The sequence below is a fragment of the Micromonospora sp. NBC_01412 genome (genome assembly GCF_045040215.1).
GTDB lineage: Bacteria > Actinomycetota > Actinomycetes > Mycobacteriales > Micromonosporaceae > Micromonospora > Micromonospora rubida.
Genome location: NZ_CP109528.1, coordinates 3530866 through 3548285, shown reverse-complemented (window position 1 = coordinate 3548285; position 17420 = coordinate 3530866). Strand labels below are relative to the sequence as shown.

Genomic DNA, 17420 nt, shown 5'->3' with positions numbered 1-17420 from the left:
CGTCCGTCGGCCCCGCCGCACGCGTCAGCCTCGGCCGAGCTTCTGGGTGGGGGTGACCCGGACGATCACCCGCTCCTCGCCGGGCTGCCGGAACGGGTAGGTGTCCTGCCCGAGGTACTTCTGCGCCATCCGGTCGATGTGCTCGTCGGCACCCTCCTCGACCAGTTCGGTGGTGCCCTTCACCCACAGGGTGCGGAAGTCGTCGGCCTTGTCGACGACGGAGACGGCGACCATCGGGTTGCGCTGGATGTTGTTGTACTTCTGCCGCCCCTTGGCCGTGTTGAACACGATGTGCTGGCCGTCGGTGTCCACCCACACCGGCGTCACGTGCGGGGTGCCGTCCGGCTCGATGGTGGCCACGTGGGCGAGCTGCGGTTCGGCCAGCAGGGCCAGGTCTGCTTCGGTGAGGATCGCCATGGTCGTGAAACTACCCCCGTCGGGAGCACCGCACCCGGGCAACCGCGGCCAAAGGGCGGCGACCGGGCGCGACCGGGACGGGCGGGCGGGGCGGGCGGAAACGGGACGGCCGGGGCGGGACGGGCGCAGGCCGAGGCAGCACCGAGGGGAACAGGGCGAGTACCGTGTGCGCTGGCCTCGGCAGCGGCCGCCGGGCCCCCACCTCTTGATCAGGGAGTCGACGTGAGCGAGCGTGTGCAGAACCGGTCGGCGGGCCAGGGCCCGGGCGGCAAGGCGGAGCGGCGACTGGCCGTCCAGTTGGCGGCGAAGAAGGCCGCCGAGGCGAAGCGCCGCCGGCAATCCATCCTCGGCGCGCTCTCCGGCCTAGCCGTCGTGGCGATCCTGATCGGCGTCTTCGTCGTCGTGAACCAGGGCGACGACGACACGACGGAACAGACCGCGTCCTCGGTCGGGGCCACCCCGTCGGCTGCCGATCCCAGCGCGCCGCCCGCCCAGCAGCTTCCCGAGGGGGCGGACCCGGCGCTGGCCACCAAGCCGAAGGTCGAGGCGGGCAAGGGCGAGCTGAAGAAGCTCGTCGTGACCACGCTGATCAAGGGCAAGGGCCCGGTGGTCAAGTCCGGCCAGCAGATCACCACCAACTACGTGGGCGTGTTCTACAAGGACGGCAAGGAGTTCGACGCGTCCTGGAAGACCGGCCAGCCGGCCACCTTCGGGATCGGCGTCGGGCAGGTCATCAAGGGCTGGGACCAGGGCCTGGTCGGGGTGAACGTGGGCAGCCGGGTGCAGCTCGACCTCCCCGCCGAGCTGGCGTACGGCAACGACGCCTCCAGCGGCCGTCCGACCGGCCCGCTGCGGTTCGTCGTCGACGTGCTCGCCGCCCAGTAGCCCGCGCGGTCATGCGGTAGTTCACAGCGGTCTTCCTTCCGGTCGCCCACGACCAGTAGGTTCGGGGTCACCGTGGGCGGTTCCGGCCGCGCCACGGTGATTCCCGACCCGACGCGGAGGTGCACGTGGCGGCGCTGGACGACCCGGGTCTCGCCCGGCTGATGTGGACGCACTTCGAGCCGGTGCACGCGGTCACCTACTTCCATCCGCGCGCCCGTGCCGCCTACGAGGCGGTCGGGCTGCGCGGCTACTGGCGGGGCTACTTCGCCGGCCGCTCCGCCCCGCTGGGCGCCACCGAGGCCGCCCCGGTGGTCGCGGCGTTCTTCAGCTTCGCCCCGCACATGGTGACCCGGGCGCTGCCGGCGGTGTGGCGGCTGGTCACCCCGGAGGAGGCGCTGCGGGCTCGGCTCACCGGGGCGGTGCAGGCGCTGGCCGAGCTGACGTACGAGCTGCCGGAGGGGCACCTCGCCGAGGCCGCCGAGCTGCTGGAGACGGCCGCCCGCGCGGCGCAGCCCGCCGGCCGGGTGCTGGGGGCCGCGAACGCCGCCCTGCCGGCCGCCGAGTATCCGCTGGCCCGGCTCTGGCAGGCGGCCACCACGCTGCGCGAACACCGGGGCGACGGGCACGTCGCCGCGCTGGTCGCGGCCGGCCTGGACCCGGTGGAGACGCTGGCCTGGAAGGTGGCCGACGGCATGGCACCGGTGAACCTGCTGGGCCGGGGCTGGTCCGAGGAGCAGTGGCGGGCGGCGGCCGGCCGGCTGGCCGAGCGGAATTGGCTGACGCCCGACGGCGAGCCGACCGGGCACGGCCGGGCCGCGTTCCGGGCCGTCGAGGACGCCACCGACCTGGCGGCCATCCACCCATGGCGGGCGCTCGGCGCGGACCGCGCGGGGCGGCTGCGGGAGCTGCTCGAACCGATCGCCCGCGCCGGCCACACGGTGATCCCGCCGGGCAGCCCGATCGGCCTGTCCCCGCTGCCCGCCTGAGCCCGGCCCGCCGCCCCGGCCACCGCCGGGTCCGCCCCGGATCGGGCAGGATGGGGGTGTGGCTGATGCGGTGGTCTTCGACCTGGACGGCGTGATCGTGGACTCCGAGCCGGTCTGGGAGGAGGTCCGCCGGGCGTACGTGACGGCGCATGGCGGCGGCTGGCAGCCGGACACCCAGCGCCGGCTGATGGGGATGAGCACGGGCGAGTGGGCCCGGTATCTCAGCGGCGAGTTGGGCGTCGACCGGACGGCCGAGCAGGTCGCCGCCGAGGTGGTCGACGAGATGACCCGGCGGTACGCGGAGCGCGTACCGGTGATCGACGGGGCCGACCGGGTGGTGCGCCGGCTGGCGGCGCGGTGGCCGCTGGGGCTGGCCAGTTCCTCGCCGACCCGGCTGATCGCGGCGGCGCTGGCCGCGACGGGCCTGACCGACGCGTTCGGGGCGACGCTGTCGACCGAGGAGACCGCGCACGGCAAGCCCGCCCCCGACGTGTACCTGGCCGTCGCCGGGCGGCTCGGCGTCGACCCGGCCCGCTGCGTCGCGGTGGAGGACTCCTCCAACGGGGTACGGTCGGCCGCCGCCGCCGGGATGCGGGTGGTGGCGGTGCCGCACGGGGCGTACCCGCTGGATCCGGACGCCGAGCGGCTCGCGGCCGTGGTGCTGCCGACGGTGGGCGACCTGACCCCGGAGGTCGTCGCCGGCCTCGACTGAGCGATCCCGGGTCGACCAGGACGCTTCCGGCTATTGGGTGTTGACGATCAGCCCGATGTGGGTGAAGTAGTTCAGCGCGCCGAAGAGCAGGAACGCGAGTCCGGCGAGGCCCCAGGCCCAGCCCCCGATCAGCAGCAGCGGGCGGCGCAGGCGGCGCAGCGCGAACGGGAAGAGCACGGCGCCGATCCCGACCAGCACGTACAGCCCGGAGATGAAGGTGGCCTCGACGAGGGGATAGTCGGCGAACTCCCCGGAGATCGGTTCTTCGGGCGGGGCCGCGAAGAGGGTGTACGTCCAGCCTGCGGCGGCGATCGCGAAGCAGGCGAGGCCGAGCGCGAAGACGAACACCGAGATGGGCGCGAGGAGCCGTTGGGTGTACCGGAGCCGCTCGTCGGCGGCCATCGGCTCGCGGCCCTCGACGTCCCCGGCTCTCCCGGCGAAGAGGGGCGCCCGGCGCCACAGCACGAACCCGGCGGCCAGCAGCAGCACGCCGAAGGCGAGTGCGGGTTCGCCGAAGATGATGTTGTCGAAGGCGAAGCCGCCGCTGGCCAGGGGCCAGGTGAGCGTCATGTGCAGACCGGTCGCGGCGAGGATGGCGCCGAGGACGACGAAGGCCATCGCCCACCCCTCCGCGACGATCTCCTGCCGTTGGAGCACCTGCCGGCCGAGCGCGACGATCAGCAGCAGGCCGACGCCGGCGGCGAGCGACATGATGGTGTTGTAGGTGGGCATCTCCACCCAGTTGATCTTCAAGCCGTCCTGAGCGAGCGTGTCCGTCGCCATGCCGCCTCCAACGCCGTCGAGGTCCGCCGCCGGGGGGCGGAACCCACTCACCGCGCTGTCCCCGTCGTAGCGCCCGGGAAACCCCTCGGGCGGAAGTCGACGCAGGTCAGCGGGGTTAGGCAGCGCGATCGTGCACTCGCCGACGGCGGTCACTGCGGGCCACGGGCGGCCGGGTTGCGCGTTCCGGCCGGCCGCCCGTTTCGCAACGCGGGCGGCCGGTTGCGCGGTGCGCCGGCCGGGCGCGTCGGAATGATCGGGGCCCGCCGGGGTACGGCGGAACGCACGTCCCGACGTGAGGAGACGACGATGAGGGCGATCGTGTACGAGACCGGTGGTGACGCCTCGGTGCTGCACCTGGTCGACCGGCCGGTGCCCGAGCCGGGGCCCGGCGAGGTCCTGGTCCGGGTGGCCGTCTCCGGGGTCAACCCGACCGACTGGAAGTCCCGCCGGCAGGGGCCGCCGGCCGGCTGGCAGATCCCCGGCCAGGACGGCGCCGGGGTCGTCGAGGCGGTCGGCGCGGGCGTGGACCGGAACCTGATCGGCGAGCGGGTGTGGATCTGGGAGGCTGCCTGGCAGCGGCCCTGGGGCACCGCCGCCGAGTACACGGTGGTGCCGGTCCGGCAGGCGGTCCCCCTCGGCGGCGCTTCCTTCGGCCTCGGGGCGAGCCTGGGCATCCCGTTCCTCACCGCGCACCGCTGCCTGACGGCCGGGGAGTTCATGCCCGACGGGCTGCACGCCGGCGCGCTGACCGACCACACGGTGCTGGTGCAGGGCGGGGCGGGCGTGGTCGGCAACGCGGCGATCCAGCTCGCCCGGTGGGCCGACGCCACCGTGATCACCACCGTGAGCAGCGCGGAGAAGGCGAACCTGGCGGCGGCGGCCGGGGCCTCGTTCGTGATCAACTATCGCGAGCAGGACGTGGTCGAGGAGGCCCGCAAGATCGCCCCCGACGGGGTGCACACGATCGTCGAGGTCTCGGCGGCGAGGAACGCGGCGGCCGACGTCCAGCTGCTGCGCCGGGGCGGGGCGGTCTGCGTCTACGCCGACGACGGCGGGGACGAGGTGACCCTGCCGATCCGGCCGCTGATGGCGCCGAACGCCCGCTGGCAGTTCGTGCTGGTCTACACGGCCCCTACGGCGGCAAAGGCGCAGGCGGTCAACGACGTGACGGCGGCGGTGGCGCAGGGCGGCGTACGGGTGGGCGCGGAGGCCGGCCTGCCGCTGCACCGCCACCCGCTGGCCGACACGGCGGCGGCGCATCGGGAGGTGGAGCGTTCGGTGGTCGGGAAGGTGCTGGTCAGCGCCGCCGACTGACCGCGTTCACCGGCCGTTTTCCCCGACGCCGGGACAGAGCCGAACAAGTTTCGTGACAATGGCAGTGCGGGGCCGCACCGTGGATAAATCGGGCGGCCCGCGTGAGACGGGCGGCCCCGGCGCGGTGCGAACGCCGGGGCCGCCCCCTGGGGAGGGATGTTTAGGAGTACGTCCCTGCCCCCTTCAGGCGACGATGCGCCTGAAAGCGTTACGGCGTTGTCAGCTCCCGGACACTCAGCCCGCCTTCGGCGTACCGGGAGCGGACCACCTTCTTGTCGAACTTGCCGACGCTGGTCTTCGGGACCTCGTCGATGAAGGACCACCGCTCCGGGAGCTGCCAGCGCGCCACCGACTTCGCGAGGAAGTCGCGTAGCTCCTCGGCGCTCACCTCGGTGCCCTCGCGGACCACCACGGTGGCCAGCGGGCGCTCGCCCCAGCGCTCGTCGGGCACGCCCACCACGCACGCCTCCAGCACGGCCGGGTGAGCCATCAGGGCGTTCTCCAGCTCCACCGAGGAGATCCACTCACCGCCGGACTTGATCACGTCCTTGGCCCGGTCGGTGAGCGTGATGTAGCCGTCGGGCGAGAGCGTGCCGACGTCGCCGGTGCGCAGCCAGCCGTCGCGGAACTTCTCCTCGTCCGGGGCGTCGTCCCCGACGTACCGGGAGGTCACCCATGGCCCGCGGACCTCCAACTCGCCGACGGAGGTCCCGTCGGCGGGCAACGGCTCGCCCAGCGGGCCGACGATCCGCGCGGCGACCCCGGCCGGGACCCGGCCCTGGGTGTACCGGTAGCGCCAGGCGTCCTCGCCGGTCGCCCCGGCCGGCGGCCGGGCCACCGAGCCGAGCGGCGACGTCTCGGTCATCCCCCAGGCGTGGATGATGTCGATGTGGTGCCGGTCGTCGAACGCGTGCATCAGCGCGGGCGGGCACGCCGACCCGCCGACGATCACCTCCTTCAGTGAGGAGATGTCCACGTCGTGGCCGTCGAGGTAGGCCAGCAGGTCGTTCCAGATGGTCGGCACCGCGCCGGCCAGGGTGGGCCGCTCGGCGGCGATCATCTCGGCGATCGGGGCGGCCTGGAGGAACCGGTCCGGCATGATCAGCGACGCTCCGGAGAGGAACGCCGCGTACGGCAGGCCCCAGGACATCGCGTGGAACATCGGCACGATGGTCAGCTCGCGGTGCATCGGCCCGAGGCCGAACCCCTCCGGCAGGCAGACCTGGAGCGAGTGCAGGTAGATCGAGCGGTGCGAGTAGGCGACCCCCTTGGGGTTACCCGTGGTCCCGGAGGTGTAGCAGAGGGCCGCGGCGTCGCGCTCGTCCACCTCCGGCCAGTCGAAGATCTCCGGCCTCCCCGCCAGCAAGGCATCCCAGTGATGTACGGCGATCCGGTCGCCCGCCGCAGCCACCAGCGGGGCGGGGTCGCCGCCGCCGACCACCACCACGTGCCGCACGGTGACCAGCTCGCCGATGACCCGGGCCAGCAGCGGGATCAGCGTCGAGTCGACCAGCACCACCCGGTCCTGCGCGTGGTTGGCGATGTAGACGACCTGGTCGGGGAAGAGCCGGATGTTGAGCGTGTGCAGCACCGCGCCCATGCTCGGCACGGCGAAGTACGCCACCAGGTGCTCGGCGTTATTCCACATGAACGTGGCGACCCGCTCGTCGCCGGTCACCCCGCACTCGTCGCGCAGCGCGTGGGCCAGCCGGGCGGACGTCCGCCCCACCTCGGCGAACGACATGCGGCGGGGCTCACCGCCGGTCCAGGTGACCACCTCGGCCGTGCCGTGCACCGTCGCGCCGTGGTCGAGGATCCGGGCGACCTGGAGGGGGGCGTCCATCATCGTGCTACGCATGAGTAAGAAGCTAGTGTCGGCGGTCACACGTTGGGAACCCCCGTAGGTTGTCCAGATGAGCATCTCCTGGGCCGACTCGTACGTGGGGCAGCTCCGCGCCCTGGCCGGTGACCGCACCCTCATGTTCGTCGGCGCCCGCGCGGTGGTCCGCGACAACGCCGGGCGGGTGCTGCTGATCCGGCGTTCCGACAACGGCCAGTGGGCGATGCCGGCCGGCGCGATGGAGCTGGGCGAGTCCATCGCCGACTGCGCGGTCCGCGAGGTGCGCGAGGAGACCGGGCTGCGCGCCCTACGGGTCGGTGCGTTCGCCCTCTACACGGGCCCGGACCGCGTCAACACCAACATGTACGGCCACACCTACCAGGTCTTCACGGTCGCCTTCCGGGTCGAGGACTGGGACGGCGACCTGACCCGGGTGACCGACGAGACGACCGACGCGGGATTCTTCCCGCGCGAGCGGTTCCCCACCCCGCTCTCGGTGTCGGTCACCGAGACCCTCGCCGACCTGGACGTCTTCGAGCAGGCCAACCGGCTGATCCTCAAGTGACGGAGTCACCGGCTGGCCCTCAAGCGAGCCTGAAGTCACCGGCTGGCCCTCAAGCGAGCCGGAGGTCACCGGCTGGTCCTCAGGCGAGCCCGGCGCCGGTCGGCGCCTGACCCTCGGGCGGCCCCGCCCGGGTCAGAGCATGGTCTGACTCTTGGCCTCCATGTCGGTGGCGGCCTCGTCCTTCGACTCCTTCGCCAACGGCCGGCCGCCGGGGGCCGGCGCCTTTCCGCCGAGCGGGTCGGCTCCGCCGGTGGCGCCCTGCGGGCCGGCACCGCGTAGCTGCTCGTTCGGCAGGGCCAGGGTCAACAGCACCGCCAGCACGGCGACCAGCCCGGTGGTGAGGAAGACCAGGTGCAGCGACTCGACGAACGCGCCCTGGACGGCGGCCCGGACCGGGCCGGGCAGGGCCATGATCGTCGCCGGGTCGTTGATCGTGATGCTCGTCCCGCCCTGGGCCGCCACCGCGGCCTGCTGGTCGGGCGGGAGCTGGGCGATCGCGCCCGGCAGCCGGTCGGCGAGCTGGCCGGTGAGCCGGGAGGACAGCACCGCCCCGAGGATCGCCACCCCGAACGAGCCGCCCAGCGACCGGAAGAACGTCGCCGAGGAGGTGCCCGCCCCCAAGTCCCGGACGTCCACCGAGTTCTGCACGGCGAGGATCAGCGACTGCATGGACAGACCCAGCCCGACGCCGATCACCACCATGTAGCCGAAGGCCAGCCAGAGCGACGTGGCGACCTGGAGCTGGGTGAAGAGCAGCATGCCGGCGAGCAGCACGGCCGAGCCGGCCACCGGGAACCACTTGTACCGGCCGATCCGGCTCATCGCCCGGCCGGTCGCGATCGAGGTGACGATGATGCCGGCCATCATCGGAAGCATCAGCAGGCCGCTGCGGGTCGGCGAGGCGCCCCTGACGATCTGGAGGTACAGCGGGATGAAGATGATCGACCCGAACATCACCAGGCCGAGGATGAAGCCGGCACCGTTGGCCAGCGCGAACGTCGGGCTGCGGAACAGCCGCAGCGGCAGGATCGGCTCGCCGACCCGGGCCTCCTGGACCAGGAAGAGCCCGGCCAGCACCGCCCCGACCACGAACAGCCCGATGATCACCCCGGAGCCCCAGGCGTACGAGGTGCCGCCCCAGCTCAGCGCGAGCAGTACGCAGCTCACCCCGGCGACCAGCAGCCCCGCGCCGAGCCAGTCGATCGCGTGTTCCCGCCGCTCGAACGGGATCAGCCGCAGGACGTGGTAGCAGACCACGATGGCCAGGATCGCCAGCGGCACGTTGATGTAGAAGATCCACCGCCAGTTGGTCTCGGCGAAGTAGCCGCCGACCAGTGGCCCGGCCACCGAGGAGACGCCGAACACCGCCCCGAACAGGCCCTGGTAGCGGCCCCGCTCCCGGGGCGACACCACGTCCGAGATGATGGTGAACGCCAGCGTCATCAGGCCGCCCGCGCCGAGGCCCTGCACCCCGCGCGTCACGATGAGCTGGGTCATGTCCTGCGACAGCCCGGCGAGCAGCGAGCCGAGCAGGAACGTGCCGATCGAGAAGAGGAAGACCGGGCGGCGCCCGTACAGGTCGGCCATCTTGCCGTACAGCGGGGTGGAGGCCGTGGACGCGAGCAGGTACGCGGTGACGACCCAGGAGTAGTGGTCGATCCCGCCCAACTCGCCGACGATGGTGGGCAGCGCCGTGCCGACGATCGTCTGGTCCAGCGCGGCGAGCAGCATGCCCGTCATCAGGCCGAACATGAGCAGGCGGAGCTGGCGGGCGGTCAGCGTCGGGCGGCTGTGGGCGGCTTCGGTGGTCACCCCGCCTTCTTTCCCGTACTGCGGGGAACATGCCCGGCCCCGGAAATCCGTCGGCCGACGGTCGGTGGCGGCCCTTCTCCACGATCTTGGGCAGAAGGCCGGCGGGCCGTCCGGCCTGCCGCTGCTGACCGGCCCGCCGGGGGCGGCCCAGGTTTGACCCGACACCCTCGGGGGACCCGACGGGCATGGCAGGAGCAGCAGCGGAAGAGCGCCGGCTCGCCACCGTCGTGGAGAGCTGGCTGGGCCGTCCCGTGCTGGTGATCGGCGACGCCATGCTCGACGAGTGGCGGTTCGCGGAGCCCGACCGGCTCTGCCGGGAGGCGCCCGCCCCGGTCCTCAGCCTGCGCCGGCGCATCTCGGCGGCCGGCGGCGCGGCGAACACCGCCGTCAACGTGGCCGCCCTCGGCGGGCGGGCGGTGCTGGTCGCCCCGGTCGGCGCGGACGCCGCCGGGGACGAGCTGCACGACTGCCTGGACCGGGCCGGCGTCTGGGACCGGACCGTCAACCAGCCCGGCCGGCCGACCCCGGTGAAGCGGCGGATGCTCGCCGGCAACCAGATCCTGCTGCGCGAGGACTCCGGAGACCCGGACGACGCGCTCGAACAGGACGGCGTGGTCCGGCTGCTCACGGCGCTGGAGTGCGCCACCGAGGAGCTGCGGGCCGCCGCCGGTGGCGAGGTGCCCACCCTGGTCGTCTGCGACTACGGGCTGGGCTCGCTGCCCGCGCCCGTGCGCGCCTGGCTGGTCGCCGCCCGGGACCGGTACGCCACGGTCGCGCTCGACGCGCACGACCTCGCCGACTGGCGGGGCCTCGCGCCCACCGTGGTCACCCCGAGTTTCGCCGAGGCCACCCGGCTGCTCGCCCGGGCCGCCGCCCGGTCCGACTCCCACCTGCACCTGGACCACCCCGGGGCCGACCCGGCGGACGGGCCGTCGGAGCTGAGCGTTGGCTCGGCCCCCAGCCGTCCCGACCCGGCCGGAAGCTCCACCGACGGCGGCCCCGGCGGCGGGGCCACGGCGGCGTCCCGGCTGCCGCTGGGCCGGCTGACGGGCCCGACCGGCGAGCCGACGCCCGGCGAGGACCGGGTGGCGATGACCGGCGACGGGCTCAGCGTCACCGGGACGGGCGTGACCGTGAACGCCGAGGCCGGCGACGGGGTGGACAGGGCGGTGCTGGCCGAGTCCCGTCTCGCGGAGCTGCGCGCGCACACCGGCGCGGACGTGGTCGCGGTCACCCTGGACACCGAGGGCGCCGTGGTCGGCGGAGCGGACGGCGCACCCCGGCGCAGCCACAGCACCCCGGTCCCGGCCAGTCACGCGGTCGGCGCGGGGGACGCGTACCTGGCCGCGATGACGCTGGCCCTGGCCGCCGACGCGCCGCTGCCGACCGCCGCGCAGCTCGCCCAGCTCGCCGCCACCATCACCGTGTCGGACACCGGCACCTGCGTGTGCCGGCACGAGGACCTGCTCGACGCGCTCGGCGTACCGGCCGGCGACCCCGGGCACCCGGTGCTGGTCGCCTCGGACGAGTTGGCGGACATCGTGGCCGCGCACCGGGACGCGGGCCGGTCGGTGGTTTTCACCAACGGCTGCTTCGACGTGCTGCATCCGGGGCACGTGCGCTACCTGGAGCAGGCCCGGGCCCTCGGCGACCTGTTGTTGGTCGCGGTCAACTCCGACGACAGCGTGCGCCGGCTGAAGGGGCCGGACCGGCCGGTCAACCCGGTGGAGGACCGGGTGACGCTGCTCGCCGCGCTGTCCTGCGTGGACCACGTGGTGATCTTCGAGGAGGACTCCCCGGCGGCCCTGATCGAGACAGTCCGCCCGGACGTCTACGTCAAGGGCGGCGACTACCCGCCGGAGATGGTGCCGGAGGCGCCGCTGGTGCGCCGGCTCGGCGGCCAGGTCCGCACGCTCGGGTACGTGCCGGACCGCTCCACCTCGGCGATCATCGAACGGATCCGGGCCCAGGCGACGGGCGCGTCGGACACCGCGCACCGGTCCGACGGCCCGGGGCAGACGTTGACCGGCAGGCCGGCGTGAACCGTCCGCTCGTCCCCGGCGACGCCGCGGAGTTCCGCCGGGAGCGGCAGCTCGACGTGCTGGTCCCGACCCGCAACCGCCCGGCCGAGCTGGCGGTCACCCTCTCCGGGCTGGCCACCCAGGAGGGCGTGCCCGGGTTCGGGGTGGTGATCAGCGACCAGTCCGACGGCGACCCCGCGTACGCCCACCCGGCGGCGGCCACCATGGTGCGGGCGCTGCGCCACCGGGGCCACCCGGTGCTGCTGACCCGGCGGCTGCCCCGGCGCGGGCTGGCCGAGCACCGGGCGTACCTGCTGGACCTGTCGGCGGCCCGGTACGTGCTCTGCCTCGACGACGACGTCTGGCTGGAGCCGGGGACCCTGCACCGGCTGGTCACCGCGATCGGCGAGCTGGGCTGCGGCTTCGTCGGCAACGCCGTGCACGGGCTGTCGTACGTCGACGACGTGCGCCCGGAGACCCACGGGCACTACGAGGAGTGGGTGGGTCGGCCGGTGCCGGAGCGGGTCCGCCCGGGCACGCCGCAGTGGCAGCGGGCCTCGATCCATCCGGCGGCGAACCTGCTGCACGTCACACAGCGGCTGAACCTGCCGCCGGGGGCCTGGCGGGCGTACAAGGTCTCCTGGATCGGCGGGTGCGTGCTCTACGACCGGGCGGCGCTGGTCGACTCGGGCGGCTTCGAGTTCTGGCGGCGGGTGCAGGAGAAGCACCAGGGCGAGGACGTGGCCGCCCAGCTCGCCGTGCTGGAGCGCCACGGCGGCGCGGGCGTCCTGCCCAGCGGGGCGTACCACCTGGAGTCGCCGACCACCGTCACCGAGCGGGACGTGGAGGCGTGGGAGGTCCTCCTCACCGACTCGGACACCCCGCAGCCCGCCTGACGGGCGGAAGGCGGGCTGCGGGCGGAAGGCGGGCGGGGGCGGACCCGGCCCGCCAGTGGGGCCGCCCCGCTCAGCCCAGCAGCTCGCGGGCGGCCTCGACGACCTCCACGACCGGGACGTCCGTGACGAAGGAGTCGCGGTGCGGGCAGTCGCCGTGCCCGGGGCGGTGCGGGTAGATCCCCGGGGTGCAGTCGACACCGCAGACCGGGCAGTGCACGGTCCAGGAGGCGATCGGGCGGTGCCGGGCGCGCAGCGGGTGCCCGCTGTTGATCAGGTTGCCGACCCAGTAGATCCCGACGGTGGCGGTGCCGACTGCGGCGGCCAGGTGCAGCGGGCCGGTGTCGTTGGAGACCAGCAGGGCGCAGCCGGCGTAGCAGGCGGCCAGCCCGCCGAGGCCGAGCGTGCCGACGAGCGGGCGGAGGGGCACCCCGGCCGCCGCGACCACCCGGTCCACCAGCTCCCGTTCGGCGGGGGTGCCGGTGACCAGCACCTCGTACCCGTCGCCGGCCAGGACGCGGGCTACCTCGGCGAACCGCTCGGCCGGCCAGCGCCGCCGGGTGTCGGTGGCTCCGGGGTGCAGTGCCACCCGGGGCCGCGTCGCCGCGCCGAGCACCCCGGCGGCCTCGGCCCGGTCGGCGTCGGTGACCGCCAGCGTCGGGACGATCGTGGTGGCGGGCGCCCCGACCAGGCCGGCCACCTCCAGGTAGCGCAGCACCTCGTGCTGGTAGTAGACGTACCGGGTCCAGCGGTCCAGCGGCGGGGCGTCCTCGGCCCGCAGCCCGGCGGTGACCCGGGCGCCCAGGCCGGCGACGATCGGGTTGGAGTTGCCGCCGCCGCCGTGCAGTTGCAGCGCCAGGTCGAAACGCTCGGCGCGGGCGGCGGCCAGGAAGCCGTCCATCGACGACTCCGGCTCGCCGGGTTCGGGGGCGCGGATGCCGGGCGCGGGCGGGACCACCAGCACGCGGTCCACCGGGCCGGGCCGATCGCGCCAGAGCTTCGCGTGCCACGGCGCGCCGAGCAGCACGATCTCCGCCCCCGGGTACGCGGCGCGCAGCGCCTCCAGCGCGGGCAGGACGAAGATGAAGTCGCCGAGCGCGTTGGCGCGCAGCGCGGCGATCCGCGCGACGTCGGGCACGCGCTCGCCCACCGGGCCGAGCGGGGACGGGGTGGCCACGGCCCGCTACGGCCGGTCGATCTCGTCGGCGGCCCGGTCCGGGTGGTGCAGTTCCCGGCCGGGAGCCAGGTCCGGGTGGTGCAGTTCCCGGTCGGCGGCCGGGTCGACCGGACGGCCCGTACCCGTGCCGGCGCCCCGGTAGCCGGCACGGCCGACGGTGATGGTGCGCGGCGCGGGCCGGGTCGCCCGGGGCAGCCGGACCCGGAGCAGCCCGTGGTCCATCACCGCGTCGATCCGGTCGGGGTCCACCCGGGACGGCAGGTCGACCCGGTACTCGAAGCCCCGGGTCCGAAAGCCGCCCGGGATGCCCTGGTCGGCGTTGACCTCGGCCTCGGAGCGGGCCCGGACGCAGAGCTCCCGGTCGTCCAGCTCGACGGCCACCTCCTCGGGGGCGACGCCGGGCAGCCGGACCACGGCCTCCCAGCCCTCGGCGGTCTCGGTCAGCTCCAGTTCGGGCGGGGCCGGCCGGGCGCCGCCGACCAGCCGGCTCAGCTCGGCGCGCAGGGACTGGAGTTCCCCCATCGGGTCCCAGCCCTGCTGTCGGCCGCGCCAGCCCCGGCCGCCTGCGGGCTGTTCGCTCATCGCACGTCTCCGATCGAATGGGTGGCTGTCGGTGACCGCAACGAGCTGGGGGCGTCCAGGTTGGCGTCCGGGTCGACGCCGACGCCGAGCCGGTCGACCAGCTCGCCGCCGAGCCACGCGCTGCCGCCGAGGATGGCCAACGCGACCACCTCGATGGCGATGAGCGCGCCGCCGGCCGCCCGGGAGTCGGCGTTGAGCCGGACCGCCCAGACGGCGGCGAAGAGCAGGATGACCGCGATGTTCGCGGCGGCGTGGCTGAGGCCCACCCGCTTCGCGCGGGTGCCGGTGGGGATGGCGAGCAGGTCGAACGCGCCGGCCACCGCCGCCAGCAGCCCGCCGATCAGGCCGACCGTGATGTTCCAGTAGGCCACCTCGCCGAGGAACCGCGGGCCGCCGACGGCGTCGACGACGTCGAAGATCACCGCGGTGACCAGCAGGCCGACCGGGAACGTGATCAGCATCGGGTGCACGGGGTGCCCGAGCACCTTGAGTCGGCTCTCCACTGGCGGCCTCCATTGGTGTGTTGCGGGGCGCTGGCTGGCGCGGTACCCGGAACACCGCTGGACAAACGGCCAGACGCGCCCGGTTAGGCTGAGGGGCGACAGGTGGCCTGGGCACCGGCGCCGCACGCCGCCACCACCGAGGTCAACGGTCGGGGGAGAAAGACGTGACGGTGGAGATCACCTCGCACGAGGAACTGCGCGAACTGCTGGGGACGCCGAACGCCCGGGCTGCGGCCAAGGAGCGCAGGGCCCTGCACGAGCGGGACCGGCAGTGGCTGGCCGCTTCGCCGTTCTGCCTGGTCGCCACGGCGGGCGCGGACGGCACCTGCGACGTCTCGCCGAAGGGCGACCCGCCCGGCTTCGCCCTGCCGCTGGACGACACGACGATCGCCGTCCCGGAGCGGCCGGGCAACCGGCGGGCGGACGGGTACCGCAACATTCTGGACAATCCGCACGTCGGGCTGATCTTCCTGGTCCCCGGCCGGACCGACACGCTGCGGATCAACGGCCGGGCCCGGCTGGTGCGGGACGCGCCGTTCTTCGACGACATGGTGGTCAAGGGGCACCGGCCGATCCTGGCGATCGTGGTGGAGATCGAGCAGATCTTCTACCACTGCGCCAAGGCGTTCCTCCGCTCCGAGCTGTGGCGGCCGGAGAGCTGGCAGCCGGACGCGCTGCCGTCCCGGGCCCGGTTGATCAAGGAGGTCGAGGCCCCGGCCGAGAGCCTGGCCGACCTGGAGCGCCACTACGGCCCGGAATACGCGAAGAAGATCTATTCCTGATCGCGGCGGTCATCCCGCCCACCTTCGCGCGGACCGTTGCTAAAGCTATCTTTCTAAAGATAGCTTTAGGATATGACGTTGCCTCGGGTGAAACTCTCCGACCCGGTCGCCCTGCGCGGCTACGCCCACCCGCTGCGGATGGCCCTGATCGGGCTGCTGCGGCGGGAGGGCCCGATGACCGCCACCCGGGCCGCCGAGCGGCTCGGCGAGAACGTTCCCAACTGCTCCTTCCACCTGCGCCAGCTCGCCAAGTACGGCCTCGCCGAGCGGGCCCCCGCCGGCGACGCCCGGGAACGCCCCTGGCGGGCCACTGCGCTCGTCACCTCCTGGGACGACGCCTCCGACGACCCGCAGGTACGCGCGGCCACGGACGCGCTGAACGCCACCCAGCTCGCCCAATACACCCGGCAGGCCGAGGAGTTCCTCGCCCGGCGGGCCGACGAGTCGGCCCGGTGGCGAGCGGTCACCCGCTTCAGCGACACGTCGCTGTACGTCACCGCCGACGAGCTGGCCGCGCTGACCGAGCGGATGGACGCCCTGCTCGCCGAGTACGACGACCGGATCGCCGACCCGTCCTCGCGGCCGGCCGACGCGCGCCGGGTCGTCCTCGTACAGCTCGCCCTCCTCGGCGCGCCGGCCCCGACGGACGGCGACACGGCCCCGAGCGACGGCGGCGCGACCCTAGGCGACAGCGACACGGCCCAGGGCGACGGCGGCGCGGCGGTGCCCGATGAGCGGTGAGCCGACCGCCGCGCCGGAGGCCGCCCCGCCAGAAACCGCCACACGAGACGTCGGCCCACCCCCGGACGCCGCCGCGCCGGCCCGTCCCGTTCGGCGCGGGCGGCTGCCCCGGCTGCTGCGGGAGCGGACGTTCCGGCGATACTGGTCGGCGCAGACCGTCTCGTACTTCGGCGACGAGATCTCCACCCTCGCCCTGCCCCTGCTGGCCGTGCTCGGGGCCGGCGCCGGGCCGGTTGAGATGGGTTACCTGACCGCCGCCGCCCTCGCCCCGAACCTGCTCTTCTCGCTGCTCGCCGGGGCGTGGGTCGACCGGTTGCCGCACAAGCGGCGGCTGATGATCCTCGCCGATCTCGGTCGCGCCCTGCTGCTGGCCGTCGTGCCGGTGCTGTACCTGTTCGACCTGCTGGCCCTGCCGCAGCTCTACCTGATCGCCTTCGCCACGGGCACCCTCGCCGTGCTCTTCGAGGTGGCGCGCGCGCCGCTCTTCGTGTCGCTGGTGCGCCGCCCCGACTACGTGGCCGCAAACACCCTCATCTCAGGCAGCCGGGCGATGTCCCTGGTCGCCGGCCCGAGCGTCGGCGGCGTGCTGGTGCAGGTGCTCACCGCCCCGATCGCGCTGCTCGCCGACGCCGCGTCGTACCTCGTGTCCGCGTACTTCCTGGCGCGGATCCGGCCGACCGAGCCGGCGCCGGCCCGGGGTGGCGGGCTCGGCATCGCCGACGGGCTGCGGTTCCTGGCGCGGGCACCGGCGATGCGGTCCATCCTGCTCGGCACCACCACCCTCAACCTCTTCAACTTCATGTTCTCGGCGCTCTTCGTGCTCTACGCCGTCCGGGAGCTCGGCCTCTCCCCGGGCGTGCTCGGTGGGGTACTGGGCGCGGGCGCGGCGGGCGGCCTGTTCGGCGCCGCGGTCACCGGCCGGCTGACCCGCCGGTTCGGGATCGGGCCGACGATGGTGGCGAGCTTCGTGGCCTTCCCCGCCCCGCTGCTGCTCGTCCCGCTGGCCGACGGGCCGACGCCGGTGGTGCTCGGCATGCTCTTCGCCGCCGAGTTCGGCGCCGGCGTCGGCGTGATGATGCTCGACATCACCACCAGCTCGATGCAGACCGCGCTCACCCCCGACGCGCTGCTGTCCCGCACCATGGGTGCCCGGCGCACGGTCAACTACGGGATCCGACCGATCGGCGCGCTGCTCGGCGGGGCGCTGGGCGCCACCATCGGCGTCCGGCCGGCGCTGTGGATCGCCACCGCCGGTGCGCTGCTCGGCCTGTTCTGGGTGCTTCTCTCCCCCGTGCGCGGCATGCGGGAGCTTCCCGCCCAGCCGGAGGAGCCGGGCCGGTCGCGACCGGCCCCGCCGGCGCGATAACCGGTCGTCGCCGGCCGGCGACGCTGCTAGCGTCGGCGCCC

At 74.2% G+C, this 17420-nt stretch carries 17 protein-coding genes; 10 read left to right on the top strand and 7 right to left on the bottom strand.

What is annotated here, in order from left to right:
* Positions 1–24 precede the first annotated feature (24 nt).
* On the bottom strand, positions 25–417 hold the full coding sequence (locus OG617_RS16360; RefSeq protein ID WP_161689135.1) for a PPOX class F420-dependent oxidoreductase: 393 nt from the start codon (positions 415–417) through the stop codon (positions 25–27).
* Positions 418–639: 222 nt separating this feature from the next.
* Between OG617_RS16360 and OG617_RS16355 the strand changes: the two genes are divergently transcribed.
* The 3 genes from OG617_RS16355 to OG617_RS16345 all read left to right on the top strand — a co-directional run bounded on the left by OG617_RS16355 (position 640) and on the right by OG617_RS16345 (position 3000).
* Entirely contained in the window at positions 640–1302 is a 663-nt protein-coding gene (locus tag OG617_RS16355; protein WP_405102700.1) for an FKBP-type peptidyl-prolyl cis-trans isomerase, read from the top strand.
* Between the two features lie 161 nt (positions 1303–1463).
* Positions 1464–2288 carry an SCO6745 family protein gene (locus OG617_RS16350; RefSeq protein ID WP_405103753.1) on the top strand — a complete coding sequence of 275 codons (825 nt, stop codon included), beginning with the start codon at positions 1464–1466 and terminating at the stop codon, positions 2286–2288.
* 58 nt (positions 2289–2346) lie between these two features.
* The gene (locus OG617_RS16345; protein WP_405102698.1) at positions 2347–3000 is read left to right on the top strand and encodes an HAD family hydrolase; all 654 of its coding nucleotides are present in this window, start codon (positions 2347–2349) and stop codon (positions 2998–3000) included.
* Positions 3001–3030: 30 nt separating this feature from the next.
* On the opposite strand, the gene OG617_RS16340 is transcribed toward OG617_RS16345, so the two are convergent.
* A complete protein-coding gene (locus OG617_RS16340; RefSeq protein ID WP_405102696.1) occupies positions 3031–3783 on the bottom strand; it encodes a DUF981 family protein in 753 nt (250 codons plus the stop codon).
* A 306-nt stretch (positions 3784–4089) separates the two neighbouring features.
* Here OG617_RS16340 and OG617_RS16335 point away from each other — a divergent pair, with 306 nt between their 5' ends.
* Positions 4090–5097, top strand: a complete 1008-nt coding sequence (locus OG617_RS16335; protein WP_405102694.1) for an NADPH:quinone reductase — start codon at positions 4090–4092, stop codon at positions 5095–5097.
* Between the two features lie 208 nt (positions 5098–5305).
* On the opposite strand, the gene OG617_RS16330 is transcribed toward OG617_RS16335, so the two are convergent.
* Positions 5306–6940 (bottom strand): fatty acid--CoA ligase, encoded by a 1635-nt coding sequence (locus tag OG617_RS16330; protein WP_405103751.1) that lies wholly within the window; start codon positions 6938–6940, stop codon positions 5306–5308.
* Between the two features lie 70 nt (positions 6941–7010).
* Between OG617_RS16330 and OG617_RS16325 the strand changes: the two genes are divergently transcribed.
* Positions 7011–7502: an NUDIX domain-containing protein gene (locus OG617_RS16325; RefSeq protein ID WP_396680517.1), complete on the top strand. Its 492-nt coding sequence runs from the start codon at positions 7011–7013 to the stop codon at positions 7500–7502.
* A 132-nt stretch (positions 7503–7634) separates the two neighbouring features.
* Here the strand turns inward: OG617_RS16325 and OG617_RS16320 are convergent, their stop codons facing one another.
* On the bottom strand, positions 7635–9314 hold the full coding sequence (locus OG617_RS16320) for an MDR family MFS transporter (protein WP_405102691.1): 1680 nt from the start codon (positions 9312–9314) through the stop codon (positions 7635–7637).
* A gap of 185 nt (positions 9315–9499) precedes the next feature.
* On the opposite strand from OG617_RS16320, the gene rfaE2 reads away from it, so the two are divergent.
* Both rfaE2 and OG617_RS16310 read left to right on the top strand, forming a co-directional pair.
* On the top strand, positions 9500–11356 hold the full coding sequence (rfaE2, locus tag OG617_RS16315; protein ID WP_405102689.1) for a D-glycero-beta-D-manno-heptose 1-phosphate adenylyltransferase: 1857 nt from the start codon (positions 9500–9502) through the stop codon (positions 11354–11356).
* Positions 11353–12231, top strand: a complete 879-nt coding sequence (locus OG617_RS16310) for a glycosyltransferase family 2 protein (protein WP_405102687.1) — start codon at positions 11353–11355, stop codon at positions 12229–12231. Before rfaE2 ends, OG617_RS16310 begins: the two co-directional genes overlap by 4 nt.
* A 70-nt stretch (positions 12232–12301) precedes the next feature.
* Here the strand turns inward: OG617_RS16310 and OG617_RS16305 are convergent, their stop codons facing one another.
* From OG617_RS16305 to OG617_RS16295, 3 genes are read right to left on the bottom strand one after another with little or no spacing between them, the layout of a single operon-like run.
* On the bottom strand, positions 12302–13405 hold the full coding sequence (locus OG617_RS16305) for a glycosyltransferase family 9 protein (protein WP_405102685.1): 1104 nt from the start codon (positions 13403–13405) through the stop codon (positions 12302–12304).
* A gap of 6 nt (positions 13406–13411) precedes the next feature.
* A complete protein-coding gene (locus OG617_RS16300; RefSeq protein ID WP_405102683.1) occupies positions 13412–13987 on the bottom strand; it encodes an Hsp20/alpha crystallin family protein in 576 nt (191 codons plus the stop codon).
* A complete protein-coding gene (locus OG617_RS16295; protein ID WP_405102681.1) occupies positions 13984–14490 on the bottom strand; it encodes a DUF2231 domain-containing protein in 507 nt (168 codons plus the stop codon). Before OG617_RS16295 ends, OG617_RS16300 begins: the two co-directional genes overlap by 4 nt.
* Before the next feature lie 164 nt (positions 14491–14654).
* On the opposite strand from OG617_RS16295, the gene OG617_RS16290 reads away from it, so the two are divergent.
* From OG617_RS16290 to OG617_RS16280, 3 genes are all read left to right on the top strand, one after another.
* A complete protein-coding gene (locus tag OG617_RS16290; protein WP_405102679.1) occupies positions 14655–15272 on the top strand; it encodes a pyridoxamine 5'-phosphate oxidase family protein in 618 nt (205 codons plus the stop codon).
* A gap of 72 nt (positions 15273–15344) precedes the next feature.
* Complete coding sequence (locus tag OG617_RS16285) at positions 15345–16013, top strand: helix-turn-helix domain-containing protein (protein WP_405102677.1); 669 nt, start codon at positions 15345–15347, stop codon at positions 16011–16013.
* The gene (locus OG617_RS16280; protein ID WP_405102675.1) at positions 16003–17379 is read left to right on the top strand and encodes an MFS transporter; all 1377 of its coding nucleotides are present in this window, start codon (positions 16003–16005) and stop codon (positions 17377–17379) included. The genes OG617_RS16285 and OG617_RS16280 overlap by 11 nt, the downstream gene beginning before the upstream one ends.
* The last annotated feature ends 41 nt before the right edge of the window (positions 17380–17420 follow it).